General features: G+C 71.5%; 17 protein-coding genes. 8 read left to right on the top strand and 9 right to left on the bottom strand.

The annotated features are described in order from the left end of the window. Positions 1-78 precede the first annotated feature (78 nt). Positions 79-981 carry a helix-turn-helix domain-containing protein gene (locus ACZ3KP_RS09935; RefSeq protein WP_467497919.1) on the bottom strand — a complete coding sequence of 301 codons (903 nt, stop codon included), beginning with the start codon at positions 979-981 and terminating at the stop codon, positions 79-81. Positions 982-1,155: 174 nt separating this feature from the next. On the opposite strand from ACZ3KP_RS09935, the gene ACZ3KP_RS09930 reads away from it, so the two are divergent. Together ACZ3KP_RS09930 and ACZ3KP_RS09925 are read left to right on the top strand one after the other, a co-directional pair. Continuing rightward, positions 1,156-2,199 carry an NAD(P)-dependent alcohol dehydrogenase gene (locus tag ACZ3KP_RS09930; RefSeq protein ID WP_358978608.1) on the top strand — a complete coding sequence of 348 codons (1,044 nt, stop codon included), beginning with the start codon at positions 1,156-1,158 and terminating at the stop codon, positions 2,197-2,199. A gap of 104 nt (positions 2,200-2,303) precedes the next feature. Continuing rightward, positions 2,304-2,684, top strand: a complete 381-nt coding sequence (locus tag ACZ3KP_RS09925; RefSeq protein WP_467497917.1) for a VOC family protein — start codon at positions 2,304-2,306, stop codon at positions 2,682-2,684. Between the two features lie 13 nt (positions 2,685-2,697). On the opposite strand, the gene ACZ3KP_RS09920 is transcribed toward ACZ3KP_RS09925, so the two are convergent. Beyond that, on the bottom strand, positions 2,698-3,807 hold the full coding sequence (locus ACZ3KP_RS09920) for a serine hydrolase domain-containing protein (protein WP_467497915.1): 1,110 nt from the start codon (positions 3,805-3,807) through the stop codon (positions 2,698-2,700). 158 nt (positions 3,808-3,965) lie between these two features. On the opposite strand from ACZ3KP_RS09920, the gene msrA reads away from it, so the two are divergent. Beyond that, on the top strand, positions 3,966-4,478 hold the full coding sequence (gene msrA, locus ACZ3KP_RS09915) for a peptide-methionine (S)-S-oxide reductase MsrA (protein ID WP_358978602.1): 513 nt from the start codon (positions 3,966-3,968) through the stop codon (positions 4,476-4,478). Positions 4,479-4,527: 49 nt separating this feature from the next. Beyond that, on the top strand, positions 4,528-5,025 hold the full coding sequence (locus ACZ3KP_RS09910; RefSeq protein ID WP_467497913.1) for a hypothetical protein: 498 nt from the start codon (positions 4,528-4,530) through the stop codon (positions 5,023-5,025). A 24-nt stretch (positions 5,026-5,049) separates the two neighbouring features. On the opposite strand, the gene ACZ3KP_RS09905 is transcribed toward ACZ3KP_RS09910, so the two are convergent. Together ACZ3KP_RS09905 and ACZ3KP_RS09900 are read right to left on the bottom strand one after the other, a co-directional pair. Next, positions 5,050-6,327, bottom strand: a complete 1,278-nt coding sequence (locus ACZ3KP_RS09905; RefSeq protein ID WP_467497911.1) for an ATP-binding protein — start codon at positions 6,325-6,327, stop codon at positions 5,050-5,052. Between the two features lie 70 nt (positions 6,328-6,397). After that, positions 6,398-7,516, bottom strand: coding sequence for a hypothetical protein (locus tag ACZ3KP_RS09900; protein ID WP_467497909.1), 1,119 nt, complete (start codon positions 7,514-7,516; stop codon positions 6,398-6,400). A 96-nt stretch (positions 7,517-7,612) separates the two neighbouring features. On the opposite strand from ACZ3KP_RS09900, the gene ACZ3KP_RS09895 reads away from it, so the two are divergent. After that, positions 7,613-8,767 (top strand): cystathionine gamma-synthase, encoded by a 1,155-nt coding sequence (locus tag ACZ3KP_RS09895; protein WP_358978594.1) that lies wholly within the window; start codon positions 7,613-7,615, stop codon positions 8,765-8,767. 4 nt (positions 8,768-8,771) lie between these two features. On the opposite strand, the gene ACZ3KP_RS09890 is transcribed toward ACZ3KP_RS09895, so the two are convergent. The 3 genes from ACZ3KP_RS09890 to ACZ3KP_RS09880 form a co-directional block, all read right to left on the bottom strand. Continuing rightward, positions 8,772-9,020, bottom strand: a complete 249-nt coding sequence (locus tag ACZ3KP_RS09890) for a hypothetical protein (protein WP_467497906.1) — start codon at positions 9,018-9,020, stop codon at positions 8,772-8,774. Further along, the gene (locus ACZ3KP_RS09885) at positions 9,017-9,523 is read right to left on the bottom strand and encodes a sigma factor-like helix-turn-helix DNA-binding protein (RefSeq protein WP_467497905.1); all 507 of its coding nucleotides are present in this window, start codon (positions 9,521-9,523) and stop codon (positions 9,017-9,019) included. The genes ACZ3KP_RS09890 and ACZ3KP_RS09885 overlap by 4 nt, the downstream gene beginning before the upstream one ends. A 176-nt stretch (positions 9,524-9,699) precedes the next feature. Then, positions 9,700-10,200 (bottom strand): MarR family winged helix-turn-helix transcriptional regulator, encoded by a 501-nt coding sequence (locus ACZ3KP_RS09880; RefSeq protein ID WP_467497903.1) that lies wholly within the window; start codon positions 10,198-10,200, stop codon positions 9,700-9,702. Positions 10,201-10,363: 163 nt separating this feature from the next. On the opposite strand from ACZ3KP_RS09880, the gene ilvA reads away from it, so the two are divergent. Continuing rightward, the gene (gene ilvA, locus ACZ3KP_RS09875) at positions 10,364-11,593 is read left to right on the top strand and encodes a threonine ammonia-lyase (protein WP_467497901.1); all 1,230 of its coding nucleotides are present in this window, start codon (positions 10,364-10,366) and stop codon (positions 11,591-11,593) included. Between the two features lie 65 nt (positions 11,594-11,658). Here the strand turns inward: ilvA and greA are convergent, their stop codons facing one another. Then, a complete protein-coding gene (gene greA, locus ACZ3KP_RS09870) occupies positions 11,659-12,159 on the bottom strand; it encodes a transcription elongation factor GreA (protein WP_132891242.1) in 501 nt (166 codons plus the stop codon). Between the two features lie 169 nt (positions 12,160-12,328). Further along, positions 12,329-12,727, bottom strand: a complete 399-nt coding sequence (locus ACZ3KP_RS09865) for a DUF4307 domain-containing protein (protein ID WP_467497899.1) — start codon at positions 12,725-12,727, stop codon at positions 12,329-12,331. A gap of 138 nt (positions 12,728-12,865) precedes the next feature. On the opposite strand from ACZ3KP_RS09865, the gene mca reads away from it, so the two are divergent. Further along, a complete protein-coding gene (gene mca / locus ACZ3KP_RS09860; RefSeq protein WP_467497897.1) occupies positions 12,866-13,747 on the top strand; it encodes a mycothiol conjugate amidase Mca in 882 nt (293 codons plus the stop codon). Beyond that, on the top strand, positions 13,740-13,982 hold the full coding sequence (locus tag ACZ3KP_RS09855; protein ID WP_467497895.1) for a hypothetical protein: 243 nt from the start codon (positions 13,740-13,742) through the stop codon (positions 13,980-13,982). Before mca ends, ACZ3KP_RS09855 begins: the two co-directional genes overlap by 8 nt. The last annotated feature ends 4 nt before the right edge of the window (positions 13,983-13,986 follow it).

Below are 13,986 nucleotides of genomic sequence, written 5' to 3'. Positions count from 1 at the left end.
CGGTCGCCGAGTAGGACCACAGCGAGCGGCCCGTCGGAAGCGCGGCTTCCGGCGGGCCGTTCCCCCTGTCCCGGCCGGTCAGGCCCGGGGCGCGACCCGGTTCGCGTCCGTGCCCCAGCTGGCCAGCAGCCGCAGTGCCTCCGCCGACGCCGAGCCCGGTTCCGCGTGGTAGGTGACCAGCGCCTGGTCCTGGTCGCCGGCCATCCGGAACGACTCGTAGTGCAGGGACAGCCCGCCCACCAGCGGATGGTGCATCCGCTTCACCCCGTACGACTTCTCCTTGACGTCGTGTGTTGCCCACAGCCGCCGGAACTCCTCGCTCTTCACCGAGAGTTCGCCCACCAGCGCGGACAGCCGGGTGTCGTCCGGATAGCAGCCCGCGTCCATCCGCAGCTGGCACACGATGTCGATGGCCTTCTGCTCCCACTCCACGAACAGATCACGGTAGTCGGGACGCAGGAACGTCAGCCGCGCCCAGTTGCGCTCCGCGGCGGGCAGCTCCGCCCAGTCGCCGAAGACCGCCGCCGCCATCCGGTTCCACGCCAGGATCTCCGAGCGCCGCCCCACGATGTACGCCGGTACGCCCTCCATCGCGTCCAGCAGCTGCGCCAGCGGTGCCCGCACCTGCTGCGGCCGTCCCGACGCCTTCTTCTTGTGCTGCTTGCCCTTGGCGAGGTGGATGAGGTGCGCGTGCTCGGCGTCGGAGAGCCGCAGCGCGCGGGCGATGGAGTCCAGCACCTCCGCCGAAACGTTCCGCCCGTTGCCCTGTTCGAGGCGTGTGTAGTACGCCACCGACACCCCGGCCAGCTGCGCCAGCTCCTCCCGCCTGAGCCCCGGCACCCTGCGGTGCCGCCCGTAGTCCGGCAGTCCCACGTCCGAGGGGCGCAGCCGGGCCCGCCGGGTGCGCAGGAACTCACTGAGCTCGGCCCGCCGGTCCAGGGGCACGGCGGGGGAGGCGGGGGGCAGGGACTGGTCTTCCATACATCCAGTATTCACGGACGTACGCACCGGAACCTGACCCCGCCAGTGGTAGGCACGGCAGACGTACGCAGAGGCGGGGGATGGGTGACGGACGTAGCGTGGTGGAGGCTGGCAGCGTGCCTGGGACGTGACAGGGCACCCGGGCGCGAAGACATCCTTAGGAGAACCCCCCTCATGACCACTGTTGCTGCTTACGCCGCCCCCGCCGCCAAGGCTCCGCTGGAGCGGACCACGATCGAGCGGCGCGCGGTCGGTGAATTCGATGTCCTCATCGACGTCGAGTTCGCCGGTATCTGCCACTCCGACATCCACCAGGCCCGCGAGGGCTGGGGTACGGCGATCTTCCCGATGGTGCCCGGTCACGAGATCGCGGGCGTCGTCTCCGAGGTCGGCCCGGGTGTCACCAAGTACGCGGTGGGCGACCGGGTGGGCGTCGGCTGCATGGTCGACTCCTGCCGCGAGTGCGACAACTGCAAGGCCGGCCTCCAGCAGTACTGCACCGGCGGCGGCCCCACCTTCACGTACAACGGCGTCGGCAAGGACGGGCAGCCCACCTACGGCGGTTACTCGCAGAAGATCGTCGTCGACGAGAACTACGTCGTCCGCATCCCCGACGGCCTCGCGCTCGACGTCGCCGCCCCCCTCCTGTGCGCCGGCATCACCACGTACTCCCCGCTGAAGCACTGGAACGCCGGTCCCGGCAAGAAGGTCGCGGTCGTCGGTCTCGGCGGCCTGGGCCACATGGGCGTGAAGATCGCCGCCGCGCTCGGCGCCGAGGTCACCGTGCTCTCCCAGTCCCTCCGCAAGAAGGACGACGGCCTGAAGCTGGGCGCCACGCACTACCACGCGACCAGCGACCCGAAGACCTTCGAGGACCTCAAGGGCACCTTCGACATCATCCTCAACACCGTCTCGGCGCCGCTGGACTTCGACGCCTACCTGTCGCTGCTGCGCACCGACGGCGCCATGGTGAACGTGGGCATCCCGGAGGAGCCGGTCCAGATCCTCCTCTCCTCCGTCTTCGGCAACCGCCGCAGCCTGAGCAGCTCCGGCATCGGCGGTATCCCGGAGACCCAGGAGATGCTCGACTTCTGCGCCGAGCACAACCTGGGCGCCGAGATCGAGCTCATCCGCGCCGACCAGATCAACGAGGCCTACGAGCGGGTCGTGAACAGCGACGTCCGCTACCGCTTCGTGATCGACACGGCGACCATCTGAGTCAGCGCTCCCGACCGCCGACCGGGCCACCTGGTCGGCGGTCAGTCATGAAGGCAAGGGCCTCGACGGTGCCGGGAGTACGTTGGACAGGAGGAGGTGTCACGATGACCGTGAACCTGAACCACACCATCGTCGCTGCCCATGACAAGCGCGCGTCGGCCAGGTTCCTCGCCGACGTCCTCGGACTGCACGTCAGCCCGGACTACGGCCCGTTCGTCCCGGTCACCCTGCCGAACGGCGTCACCCTCGACTACATGGACGCGCCGGGGAGCATCCCGACGCAGCACTACGCCTTCCTGGTCTCCGAAGACGACTTCGACGAGATCTTCAGCCGCATCCGCGAGGCCGGCCTCGACTACTGGGCTGACCCGTCCCACAGCCGTCCCGGCGAGATCAACACCAACGACGGCGGCCGCGGCACCTACTTCGACGACCCCAACGGCCACCGCCTGGAAATCCTCACCAGGCCCTACGGCGGCGGCTGAGTCCCCCGGCAGCTCAGGCGCGCAGCCCCTTGAGGCCGTCCTGCGCTGCCATGACCAGTTCGATGCCGCGATTGTCGGCGGCGGGTTCGCGCATCTGGTTCGTCACGTAGGCCATCGCCAGCCGTTCGCCCGGGTCCACCCAGACCAGGGCACCGCCCCAGCCGCCCCAGCCCAGGGCGTCGCCGAACAGGCCGTAGCCGAGGCCGTACCGGCACGGCATGCCGAGGACCCGGTCCGTACCCTCGAACTGCACTCGGCGCGCCCGCTCGCAGCCCTCCGGGGACAGCACCCGCACCCCGCCGACGGTTCCTCCGCAGGCGAGCAGGGACTGGACGAGGGCGACCGAGCGGGCGTTGCCGAAGCCGCTCGCCGCCGGGATCTGGGCCCGCCGCCAGGCGATGCTGTTGCCGTCCCGGAGGCGGAGCGCGGTGGCGGCGGAGGGGGACGTCGCGTCGCGGCCCGGCGAACCGGCCGTGTAGTCCTCGTCCCGGCCCGGCGGCGGCACGGTGAGCGCGACCCGCCGGTCGTGCTCCGCGCCCAGCCCGATGTGGAAGTCCGCACCGAGCGGCCCCGCCACCTCGGCGGCGAAGAACTCACCCACGCTCCGCCCGGTGATCCGGCGCACCACCTCACCCACCAGGAACCCCTGGGTGAGCGAGTGGTACCCGGCCGCGGTGCCCGGCTCCCACTGCGGGGCCTGACCGGCGAGCCGCGCCGTGGCGGACGCCCAGTCGTACAGCTCCTCGACCGGTCCCTCCCAGTCGGGCAGGCCGGCGGTGTGCGACAGCAGATGCCGTACCAGCACGTTCTCCTTGCCGGCCGCGGCGAACTCGGGCCAGTGGCGGGCGACCGGCGCGTCCGGGTCCAGTTCGCCCCGGTCGATCAGCACGAGCGCGGACAGCGCGGTCATCGTCTTGGTCACGGAGTACACGTTGACGATCGTGTCCCGTTCCCACGGCCGGGCCCGCCCGCCGTCGGCGAACCCGCCCCACACGTCCACCACGGCCTGCCCGTCCACGAAGACCGCGACGGCACCTCCCGCGTCCCCCGCGTCCAGCAGTCCGGACAGCAGGTCCGGCACAGCGGCGAACAGTTCGTCGTACGAGCCCTGGATGTCGGCCATGCCCGCCATTCAGCACCCTCGGCCGGACCGGGGCAACCTGTTTTTCCCGTCCCGGCGCGGGGTGCGCTTCCTTCGCCGCCGGGACGGTGGAATCGTCCGGAACCCTCGAGTGTTGAGGGGGGTGGTTGACCCAGCTGAGAGAAATTGGAGGGGCCGCGATGGCTGCGCAGACGCAGAGGGCCGTGCTGGCGGGCGGATGCTTCTGGGGGATGCAGGACCTGATCCGCCGGCTCCCGGGCGTGACGGCGACCCGGGTCGGCTACACCGGGGGTGACGTGCCGAACGCGACGTACCGGAACCACGGCACGCACGCGGAGGCCATCGAGATCCTCTTCGATCCCGAGCAGACGGACTACCGCGCGATCCTGGAGTTCTTCTTCCAGATCCACGACCCGAGCACCAGGAACCGCCAGGGCAACGACATCGGACTCAGCTACCGCTCGGCGATCTACTACACGGACGACGAGCAGAAGCGGATCGCCGAGGACACGATCGCGGACGTGGACGCCTCCGGGCTGTGGCCCGGCAAGGTCGTCACCGAGGTCGAGCCGGTGGGGCCGTTCTGGGAGGCGGAGCCCGAGCACCAGGACTACCTGGAGCGTTACCCGGACGGCTACACCTGCCACTTCCCCCGCCCCGGCTGGCGCCTGCCGGCCCGCGCGGAGGGCTGAGCACCCACCCCGCGCACGTGGTGTCCTGACCGGCTGCGACACTTCCGTCATGGACACCACACCGGAGCGGATCAGTGCCCGGACCGCGGCCGCGTGGACGGTCGCGCTCGCGGTCCTCGGCGGTATCACCGGTTTCGTGTGGGAGGGGCCGTTCCTGGCCGTCACCTGCGCCCTCTCCCTCGGGGGCGGTGGCGCTCTGGGGTCGGTCCTGTCCCGTCGGCACATGATCGCGACCATTCGGGAGGGCCAGGGCAGGGCCGCCGCGCTCGGATACGCCGACGGGATCGCCGACATGATGCTGCTCGGGATATCGGCGTACCGGGCCGCCGTCTTCCCGCTGTCGGGACCCGACGCGGTGGACGCGGCCGAGCGCCTGGCCCGCCGCACCGCCGCCTACCGCCTCACGGCCGCCGAGGGGCTGCCCCACGGGATCCGCACGGCCGCCGCCACCGCCCTCGCGGCGATCGACGACCGGCGCGACGACGAGAGCCGGTCCGCCCTGGCGGACCTCATGAAAGCCGTCCGGGAACCGCGCCGGGAGGTGTGAGGCGCACGCCGCTCGCGGCGGGCGTCAGAGGCGGCTGTACTCGTCGATGTCCTCGGTGAACTCCTCGATCGTGTGCGGGGTGAGGGTCGGCCGGGTGTCGCCGATGGCGGTCAGGTAGTCCTCGGTGGTGGCCGCTCGTCCCTGGCGGTGCGCGACCTCGTACTCGAACGCCGCCTGGGCGCCCTTGCGGGCGGCGTACTCGATGTCGGCGGGGGTGAACAGCTCGCTGGCCGCGACCAGCCGGCCGACGTCCACCGAATCGGCCGAGCCCCTGAGATAGCGGGCCCAGATCGCCGCGCGGGCGGTGGGGTCCGGCGGGCCGATGGGAATGACGTAGTCGAACCGGCCCGGTCGCAGGAACGCCGCGTCCAGGGAGCGCACCGAGTTGGTGGCGCAGGCCAGCAGTCGCGCGTCGTGCTCGCGGAAGACGGGGATGAGCTTGAGCAGTTCGTTGGTCACCCCGTGTCCGGGGTCGACCGCCTTCCCGGAGCGCGCCCCGGCGATCTCCTCCACCTCGTCGATGAAGAGCAGCACGGAATCCAGTTCCGCGAGGTCCGCGAAGGCCTCCCGCAGCGCGACGGCCAGTCCCCCGTCCGTGTCGGCCGCCAGCCGGGACGGGAAGAGCTCCACGAACGGCCAGCCGAGCCGCGAGGCCACCGCCTTGGCGAAACTGGTCTTTCCGGTGCCGGGCGGACCGAACAGGATGATCGACTTGGGCGGGGCGACGCCGTAGCGGTCCGCCAGCGCCGGTTCGGTCAGCGGCAGCACCACCCGGCGTTCGACGATCTGCTTCTCCCGTTCCATGCCGGCCATCGCGTCCCAGAGCCCGTCGGGCAGCATGCGGCCGCCCACCGCCGCGAGGACGTCGGCGCCCGCGGCACCGGGCGGTTCCAGCTTCTCGTAGTAGGTCAGGTCGGTCCGGGACCGGTAGCCGGAGTTCTCCAGTGCCTTCGTCCCGGCGGCTCCGGCCGGCAGCAGGGCGCTGACGTGGCGCACCCCCAGACTCCGCAGGCGGCGCTCCAGCTCGGCGAGCAGAGCGCTGCCGATCCCGCGCTCGCGCCATCGTGCGGCGAGCGCCACCAGCAGGATCCAGCCCCGCTTGGCGTGGGCCTGCGCCACGGCCATGCCCACCAGTTGGTCACCGACCACCGCGACCACCGCCGTCTGACCGGCCTTGGCCGCGGCCATCACCTCGGAGACCGGGAACACCCGCTGCTCGTCGGCCTGGCGGCTCTGGTCCCAGATCTGGATGGCCTGGTCGAGATCGTCGTCGTGATAGTCACGCAGATGCCAAGCGGGCATCGGCACCACCTCACCCGGCGCGGGGGTCCCATTGTTCCCCAGGGGGTGCCTCACGGCACGTCGGTGGCCCTCAGCTCCGCAACGTCGCCGGGCTCCCGCCGTTCGCCTCGTAGCCCGCCACCGCCAGCGCGCGGTAGAGGGCGAACTCGGCGGCCGGGTCCGCCGACAGCGTCCACGGCAGGGCCCCCACGTGCCCGTCGACGCGTATCAACTCGTCCATGGCTTCCGACCAGCGCTCGGAGCGCACCAGGAAGAAGACCAGCAGGTGCCGGACATGGGCGAGCATGGGGTCGTCCTGCCGGGCGGCGTGCGCGGCGTGCAGGGCGCCGTGCACCGCCTTGGTGACGACCTCGCTCTGGTAGAAGCTCGCCACCAGGTTGACCTCGGGCAGGTGCTCGAAGACGGCGAACAGCGGCAGCGCGGCCAGCAGCGAGCCCCGCGGGGCACGGGCGGCGGCGGCCTCGGCGAAGGAGTACGCCAGCTCGCGGGAACCGTGCCACTTCTCGCACCAGTAGTGCAGCGCCGCCAGGTGCGCCCCCATGTGCGCGGGCGCGCGGTCCAGGATCTTCAGCCACAGCTTCTCGAACTCGGCCTGCGAGTAGTTCAGCCCGCGGGCCACCGACAGCTCGATGACGTACGGCACCGGGTCACCGGGGGACAGCAGCGCCGCCTGCCCGCAGGCGTCCCTGGCCTCCTCCATGATGATCCGGAAGTCGTCGGTGCCCGGAGTCGACGTCCGCCACGCCTGCTGCACCAGGAACTCGGCGTGCACGGCGGCGCCGCCCGCGTCCTTGGGCTGCTCGGCCCGCCACACCCGCAGCCACTGCCCACCCGGTGTCTCGTGGATGCCGCCGGGCCGCTCCTTGAGCTCCAGTGCCGCCGCGCCGGCGAAGGCCTGGACGCGCTGCCAGCGCACCTCGCCGTCGATCTCCGTGCCCGCGAGCAGCTGTGCGGCGGCTCGGTGGTCCCGGGTGCGCTGCACGACGTCGAGGACGTCGAGCAGGTCCTGGTCGGGACCCGGCATACGGACGTCCAGGTCCTCCTCGCGCACGAAGCCGTAGGCCGCCGGGTCGGCGGCGTCCGGGTGGCTCGGGTGGACCCGCTCGATCATGCCGCGCCGCCGCCGCAGGACGGGGAGCAGCACGAAGCTCAGCAGGAGCGCCGCCATCAGGGCCCAGAGAATCGCCATGCGTCAAGCGAACCAGACGGGGCCGACAATTGGCCAACCCGTGCCGCGGCCTGTGGACAACGCGTGCGGCGCGCGGGAGCACTAGGCTCATGACCCATGAGCGACAGGCACATCAGTCAGCACTTCGAGACACTCGCCATCCACGCGGGCAACACGGCGGACCCCCTCACCGGTGCGGTCGTACCACCGATCTACCAGGTCTCGACCTACAAGCAGGACGGCGTCGGCGGCCTGCGCGGGGGGTACGAGTACAGCCGTAGCGCCAACCCCACCAGGACCGCCCTGGAGGAGAACCTCGCCGCGCTGGAGGGCGGGCGCCGCGGGCTCGCGTTCGCGTCCGGTCTGGCGGCCGAGGACGCCCTGCTGCGCACGCTGCTCAGCCCCGGCGACCACGTGGTCATCCCGAACGACGCCTACGGCGGCACGTTCCGGCTGTTCGCGAAGGTCGTCTCCCGGTGGGGCGTGGAGTGGTCCGTCGCCGACACCAGCGACCCGGCCGCCGTGCGGGCCGCGATCACCCCGAAGACCAAGGCGGTCTGGGTGGAGACCCCCTCCAACCCGCTGCTCGGCATCACCGACATCGCCGCCGTCGCCCAGGTCGCGCACGACGCGGGCGCCCGGCTCGTCGTCGACAACACCTTCGCCACGCCCTACCTCCAGCAGCCGCTCTCGCTCGGCGCGGACGTCGTCGTGCACTCCCTGACGAAGTACATGGGCGGTCACTCGGACGTGGTCGGCGGCGCGCTGATCGTGTCGGACCAGACCCTGGGCGAGGAGCTGGCGTACCACCAGAACGCGATGGGCGCGGTCGCCGGGCCGTTCGACTCCTGGCTGGTGCTGCGCGGCACCAAGACGCTCGCGGTGCGCATGGACCGGCACAGCGAGAACGCCACCAGGATCGCCGACATGCTGAGCCGGCACGCGCGCGTGACGCGCGTCCTCTACCCGGGGCTGCCCGAGCACCCGGGGCACGAGACCGCCGCCAAGCAGATGAAGGCCTTCGGCGGCATGGTGTCCTTCCAGGTCGAGGGCGGCGAGGAGGCGGCCGTCAAGGTCTGCGACCGTGCCAAGGTCTTCACCCTCGGCGAGTCCCTGGGCGGTGTCGAGTCGCTGATCGAGCACCCCGGGCGGATGACGCACGCCTCGGTGGCCGGTTCCGCCCTGGAGGTCCCCGCCGACCTGGTGCGGCTCTCCGTGGGCATCGAGAACGTCGACGACCTGCTGGAAGACCTTCAGCAGGCGCTCGGCTGAGCGGTCACCAGCCGGTGACGGGCGGAGTCGTCGTGGACGGCGGCTGCGCCCACGGGTGGACGGTGGCCGCCCACACGGTGAACGCCACCGCCGCCGCGCACAGCAGCAGCCACAGCAGCCGGCGGGCGCCGCGCCTGCGCCGCAGCAGGCGGCCGCCCCGGCGCAGCACCTCCCCGTAGAGGTCGGGCGGCACCGATGGCGGCGTCTGCTCCATGAGCCTGCGGGCCGCCGCCTCGCGTTCGACACGGTTCACGAGGGTGCCACCTTCGCCCCGAGGACCGTGTGCGCGGTCTTGCCCGGCGGGCGCAGCAGGGTGGTCGTCGCCCGGTCGCACAGGACGCGCACGCGGTCCGCGGGCAGGCCGAGCAGTGCCGCCGTCTGCTCCTCGGCGACCCCCTCGTACAGCCGCAGCACCAGGACCAGGCGTTCCTGCGGGGCGAGGGCGGCCAGGGTACTGCCGGGGTGCGGGCGGGCGCGGCTCAGCGGGCCCCCGTGCTGGTGCCAGGCGGAGTGCGCGAAGCGCAGCGCGAGGTGCTGACGGGCCCGGTCGTAGGGGTCGTCGCCGCGCAGCCGGTCCCAGCAGGCGTACGTGTGCGCGAGCGCGAGGGTCAGCAGGCGCCGCGCGCGCGGGTTGGCGTCCGGGGCCTCGGCGGTCAGCAGGGTCGCGGCATGCAGCAGCCGTCCGGCCGCGCCCGCGACGAACGCCTCGAACTCCCGGGCCCGGCCGGCGTCCTGGGACGCCTGCCGATCACGCACCGTGCCTCCCCCTCTGCGGGGCCCCGGACAGGGGTGCGACGGGACCCGGTCTCATATGAGGCCAGAGCCGTACCCACGGTCAAGAGCCGCGCACCACGCACGCCCGGCGGATGTTCCGGGAACCGGGGCGGGCTGCGGGGTGGGCCCGGCCCGGTCCAGGGGTGGGCCCGGTGGGGTCAGGAGGTCGGCGGGGTGTCCGGGACCGGTGTCACGGACATGCGGGCGGACAGGGCGCTGTTGAAGCGGGTCAGCAGGGCGCAGAACGTCTCGCGTTCCTCCGGCGCCCAGTCCTTCGTCAGCTCCGCCATCAACTGGCGCCGCGACGAACGCACTTCGTCCAGCCGGGACAGCCCGCGCGGGGACAGCTGCAGCACCACGGCCCGCCCGTCCTCGGGGTGCGAGGTGCGCTTGACGAGCCCGGTGTCGACCAGCGGAGCCACCTGCCGGGTGACCGTCGAGGAGTCGATCCCCATGCTCGCGGCGAGCGCCTTGACGCCCATGGGGCCTTCCCTGTCGAGGCGGTTGAGCAGCAGGTACGCGGCGCGGTCCATGGAGTTGCGCACCTGCCCGACGCCGCCGAGCCGGGTCTGTTCGGCACGGCGGGCGAACACCGCCACCTCGTGCTGCAGCGTGTCGAGGAGACCGGTATCACCGACGGTCGTCATGTCCATCGACATTTCAGGTGTTGTGGGCATGGCCGGGGGCTCACTTCATGAAGAGTGCTGGAGTGTGGGGGACAGAGTACGCGGACGGGGGGCGAGCCGTACCGGCGCTGACCGAACCGGTCTCGGAGCTTGGTCACACCCGCCCCTTCGACCGGTGAACTGCGAGACTCGAGTCATGAGCTACGGCACGGCTGACTCCTTGCGCCCCGTCACCCTCGACGACGTGCGCGGCGCCCAGAAGATGCTCACGGGGGTCGCGCGGGCGACCGCGATGGAGGGCAGCAGGCACCTGTCCCAGCTGGTCGGGTCACCGGTGCACCTCAAGTGCGAGAACCTGCAGCGGACGGGTTCGTTCAAGCTGCGCGGCGCCTACGTCCGCATCGCCGGCCTGCTGCCCGAGGAGCGCGCCGCCGGGGTGGTGGCCGCCAGCGCCGGGAACCACGCGCAGGGCGTGGCGCTGGCCTCGTCGCTGCTCGGCGTGCACTCCACGGTGTTCATGCCGGTCGGCGCCCCGCTGCCCAAGATCAGCGCGACCCGGCACTACGGCGCCGAGGTACGGCTGCACGGGCAGGTGGTCGACGAGACGCTGGCCGCCGCCCAGGAGTACGCGGCCGAGACCGGCGCGGTGTTCATCCACCCCTTCGACCACCCCGACATCATCGCCGGTCAGGGCACGGTCGGCCTGGAGATCCTGGACCAGTGCCCGGAGGTCGGCACGATCGTCGTCGGGGTCGGCGGTGGCGGGCTCGCGGCCGGGATCGCCGTCGCGGTGAAGTCCATCAGGCCGGACGTGCGGATCGTCGGCGTGCAGGCGGCGGCCGCGGCCGCGTACCCGCCCTCACTGGCGGCCGGGCACCCGGTGACGGTGGCGAACCCGGCGACGATGGCCGACGGCATCAAGGTCGGGCGGCCCGGCGACGTGCCGTTCGCGATCGTCAGGGACCTGGTCGACGAGGTCCGTACGGTCGGTGAGGACCAGCTCTCCGCCGCGCTGCTGCTGTGCCTGGAGCGGGCCAAGCTGGTCGTGGAGCCGGCCGGCGCCAGTCCGGTGGCCGCGCTGCTGGCCGAGCCGGGTTCCTTCGCGGGACCGGTCGTCGCGGTGCTGTCCGGGGGCAATGTCGACCCGGTGCTGCTGCAGCGGGTGCTGCGGCACGGCATGTCCGCGCAGGGCCGCTACCTGGCCGTACGACTGCGGCTGACGGACCGGCCCGGGGCCCTCGCCACGCTGCTCGGCGTGCTGTCGGCGGCCGACGCCAACGTCCTCGACGTGAGCCACGTCCGGACCGATCCCCGGCTGGGGCTGTCCGAGGCGGAGGTGGAGCTGCACCTGGAGACCAAGGGGCCCGCGCACTGCGCCGAGGTCGGCCGGGCCCTGCGTGAGGCCGGTTACACGGTCATGGACTGAGCATGACCCGGATCACGACGAGGCCCCCGGCGTCGCGTGGACGCCGGGGGCCTCGTCGGTGTGCGTCAGCCCGAGTAGGGCTCCGCCTTCAGGATCCTCACCGAGGCCTTCTTGCCGTTCGGCAGCTCGTACTCCGCGTCCTCGCCCACCTTGTGGCCGATGACACCGGTGCCCAGGGGGGACTGCGGGGAGTACGTCTCGACGTCGGCACTCGCGTACTCGCGCGACGCCAGGAGGAACGTCATGGTGTCGTCCTCGTCGCCGTCGAAGGCGATGGTCACCACCATGCCGGGCGCGACGGCGCCGTCCGCGGACGCCGGCGCCTCGCCGACCTTGGCGTTCTCGAGGAGCTGGGTCAGCTGGCGCACACGGAGCTCCTGCTTGCCCTGCTCCTCCTTGGCCGCGTGGTACCCGCCGTTCTCGCGCAGGTCGCCCTCCTCGCGCGCGGCCGCGATCTTGGCGGCGATCTCCGTGCGCGCAGGACCAGACAGGTACTCCAGCTCGGCCTTGAGCTGGTTGTACGCCTCCTGGGTCAGCCAGGTGACGTTCTCGCTGGTCTGGGTCACAGGTGCTCCTCGTCGGTACTGGGAAATACAAAGCATCGCCCTACCCGGAAGCATGTTCCTTCATGGAAGGGCGAAACCACGAGCCTAACAATTCAACGGCGAAAGGGGGAGGACATAAGCCACCAGAATCACGTCAACGCAGGTCAGCGCCTACGTATTCCGGCTGAACTCAGTCGGCGTGGCAGCCCAGCAGCTCTGCCGTGGTCCCCCGGGCCGTGGTACGGAGCGTGACGATCCGGTCGATCTGGGTCGCCGAACCGGTGAAACGGAAGTCCGCCCGGCCCACCTCGGAGCCGTCCGCCGCCTGGGAGCGCAGCGTGCAGTACCCGGAGGCACCGGCGTCCTTGTGGACCTCCAGATGCACCTTGACCGCGTCGGCGGAGGCGTCGAAGGTGACGACCTGGGCGCTGATCTTGTTCTGCACGACGTAGTGGTAGGCCAGGTAGCCGACGAGGACCAGCAGCAGGGCGCCCAGGACCGCGCCGGCGACCTTGAGCTTGCGGTCGGCGCGCGCGTCCGAGGAGCGGCCGTAGCGGCCCTCGGGCAGCCGCGTGCTCGCGGTACTCATGATCGTCCTCCTGGCCGGAACCACCCCCGGATCCGGCAAGAGCCGGACCCCGGAATTATTCGCCCCCCGATTCGGTCACTATAGAAGCCGCCGAATGCCCCCGAGCTACCGGGGCGCCGACTTACTGAGGATTGAGTCTTGACTGACCAGCTGCGACTGATGGCCGTCCACGCCCACCCCGACGACGAGTCGAGCAAGGGCGCGGCGACCATGGCGAAGTACGTGTCCGAGGGGGTGGACGTGCTGGTCGTGACCTGCACGGGCGGGGAGCGCGGCTCCATCCTCAACCCCAAGCTGCAGGGCGACAAGTACATCGAGGAGCACATCCACGAGGTACGCAAGAAGGAGATGGACGAGGCCCGCGAGATCCTCGGCGTCAAGCAGGAGTGGCTCGGCTTCGTCGACTCCGGCCTGCCCGAGGGCGACCCGCTGCCGCCGCTGCCCGAGGGCTGCTTCGCCCTGGAGGACGTCGACAAGGCGGCCGGCGAGCTGGTCCGCAAGATCCGCGCCTTCCGTCCGCAGGTGATCACCACCTACGACGAGAACGGCGGCTACCCGCACCCCGACCACATCATGACCCACAAGATCTCCATGGTGGCCTTCGAGGGCGCGGCCGACGCCGAGAAGTACCCCGAGGCCGAGTACGGCCCCGTGTACCAGCCGCTGAAGCTCTACTACAACCAGGGCTTCAACCGCCCCCGCACCGAGGCGCTGCACAACGCCCTCCTGGAGCGCGGCATGGAGTCCCCGTACGGGGACTGGCTCAAGCGGTGGAGCGAGTTCGAGCGCGCCGAGCGCACCCTGACCACGCACGTCCCGTGCGCGGACTTCTTCGAGATCCGCGACAAGGCGCTGATCGCACACGCCACCCAGATCGACCCGGACGGCGGCTGGTTCAAGGTGCCGCTGGACCTCCAGAAGGAGGTCTGGCCGACCGAGGAGTACGAGCTCGCGAAGTCCCTCGTCGACACCTCCCTCCCCGAGGACGACCTCTTTGCGGGCATCCGCGACAATGCCTGACATGAGCGCAAGCCTGGCACTGACGCACCTCGTCCCCCTCGCCAAGGAGGTCGACGAGAACAAGGTCACCCCCGGCGTCCTCGGCTTCATCGTCTTCGCGGTGATGGCCCTGGCGGTCTGGGGCCTGATGAAGTCCATGAACAAGCACATGCAGAAGGTCGACTTCAAGGAACCCAGGGAGTCCCCGGCGGCCGGGGCCGACACGGGGACCTCCGCGACCGACACCAAGGGCTGACCCG

Source organism: Streptomyces sp. NPDC020958 (genome assembly GCF_055562175.1).
Note: the sequence above shows the minus strand (reverse complement) of the source record. Positions and strands in the feature narration are given on the sequence as shown.

What these genes read in the sequence shown, in the direction of transcription:
- ACZ3KP_RS09905 (WP_467497911.1), bottom strand. Translation starts at nt 6,327, where the DNA reads ATGCCCGCTTGGCATCTGCGTGACTATCACGACGACGATCTCGACCAG.
- ACZ3KP_RS09925 (WP_467497917.1), top strand. Translation starts at nt 2,304, where the DNA reads ATGACCGTGAACCTGAACCACACCATCGTCGCTGCCCATGACAAGCGC.
- ACZ3KP_RS09930 (WP_358978608.1), top strand. Translation starts at nt 1,156, where the DNA reads ATGACCACTGTTGCTGCTTACGCCGCCCCCGCCGCCAAGGCTCCGCTG.
- ilvA (WP_467497901.1), top strand. Translation starts at nt 10,364, where the DNA reads ATGAGCTACGGCACGGCTGACTCCTTGCGCCCCGTCACCCTCGACGAC.
- ACZ3KP_RS09910 (WP_467497913.1), top strand. Translation starts at nt 4,528, where the DNA reads ATGGACACCACACCGGAGCGGATCAGTGCCCGGACCGCGGCCGCGTGG.
- ACZ3KP_RS09855 (WP_467497895.1), top strand. Translation starts at nt 13,740, where the DNA reads ATGCCTGACATGAGCGCAAGCCTGGCACTGACGCACCTCGTCCCCCTC.
- msrA (WP_358978602.1), top strand. Translation starts at nt 3,966, where the DNA reads ATGGCTGCGCAGACGCAGAGGGCCGTGCTGGCGGGCGGATGCTTCTGG.
- ACZ3KP_RS09865 (WP_467497899.1), bottom strand. Translation starts at nt 12,727, where the DNA reads ATGAGTACCGCGAGCACGCGGCTGCCCGAGGGCCGCTACGGCCGCTCC.
- ACZ3KP_RS09935 (WP_467497919.1), bottom strand. Translation starts at nt 981, where the DNA reads ATGGAAGACCAGTCCCTGCCCCCCGCCTCCCCCGCCGTGCCCCTGGAC.
- ACZ3KP_RS09880 (WP_467497903.1), bottom strand. Translation starts at nt 10,200, where the DNA reads ATGTCGATGGACATGACGACCGTCGGTGATACCGGTCTCCTCGACACG.
- ACZ3KP_RS09920 (WP_467497915.1), bottom strand. Translation starts at nt 3,807, where the DNA reads ATGGCCGACATCCAGGGCTCGTACGACGAACTGTTCGCCGCTGTGCCG.
- ACZ3KP_RS09900 (WP_467497909.1), bottom strand. Translation starts at nt 7,516, where the DNA reads ATGGCGATTCTCTGGGCCCTGATGGCGGCGCTCCTGCTGAGCTTCGTG.
- ACZ3KP_RS09895 (WP_358978594.1), top strand. Translation starts at nt 7,613, where the DNA reads ATGAGCGACAGGCACATCAGTCAGCACTTCGAGACACTCGCCATCCAC.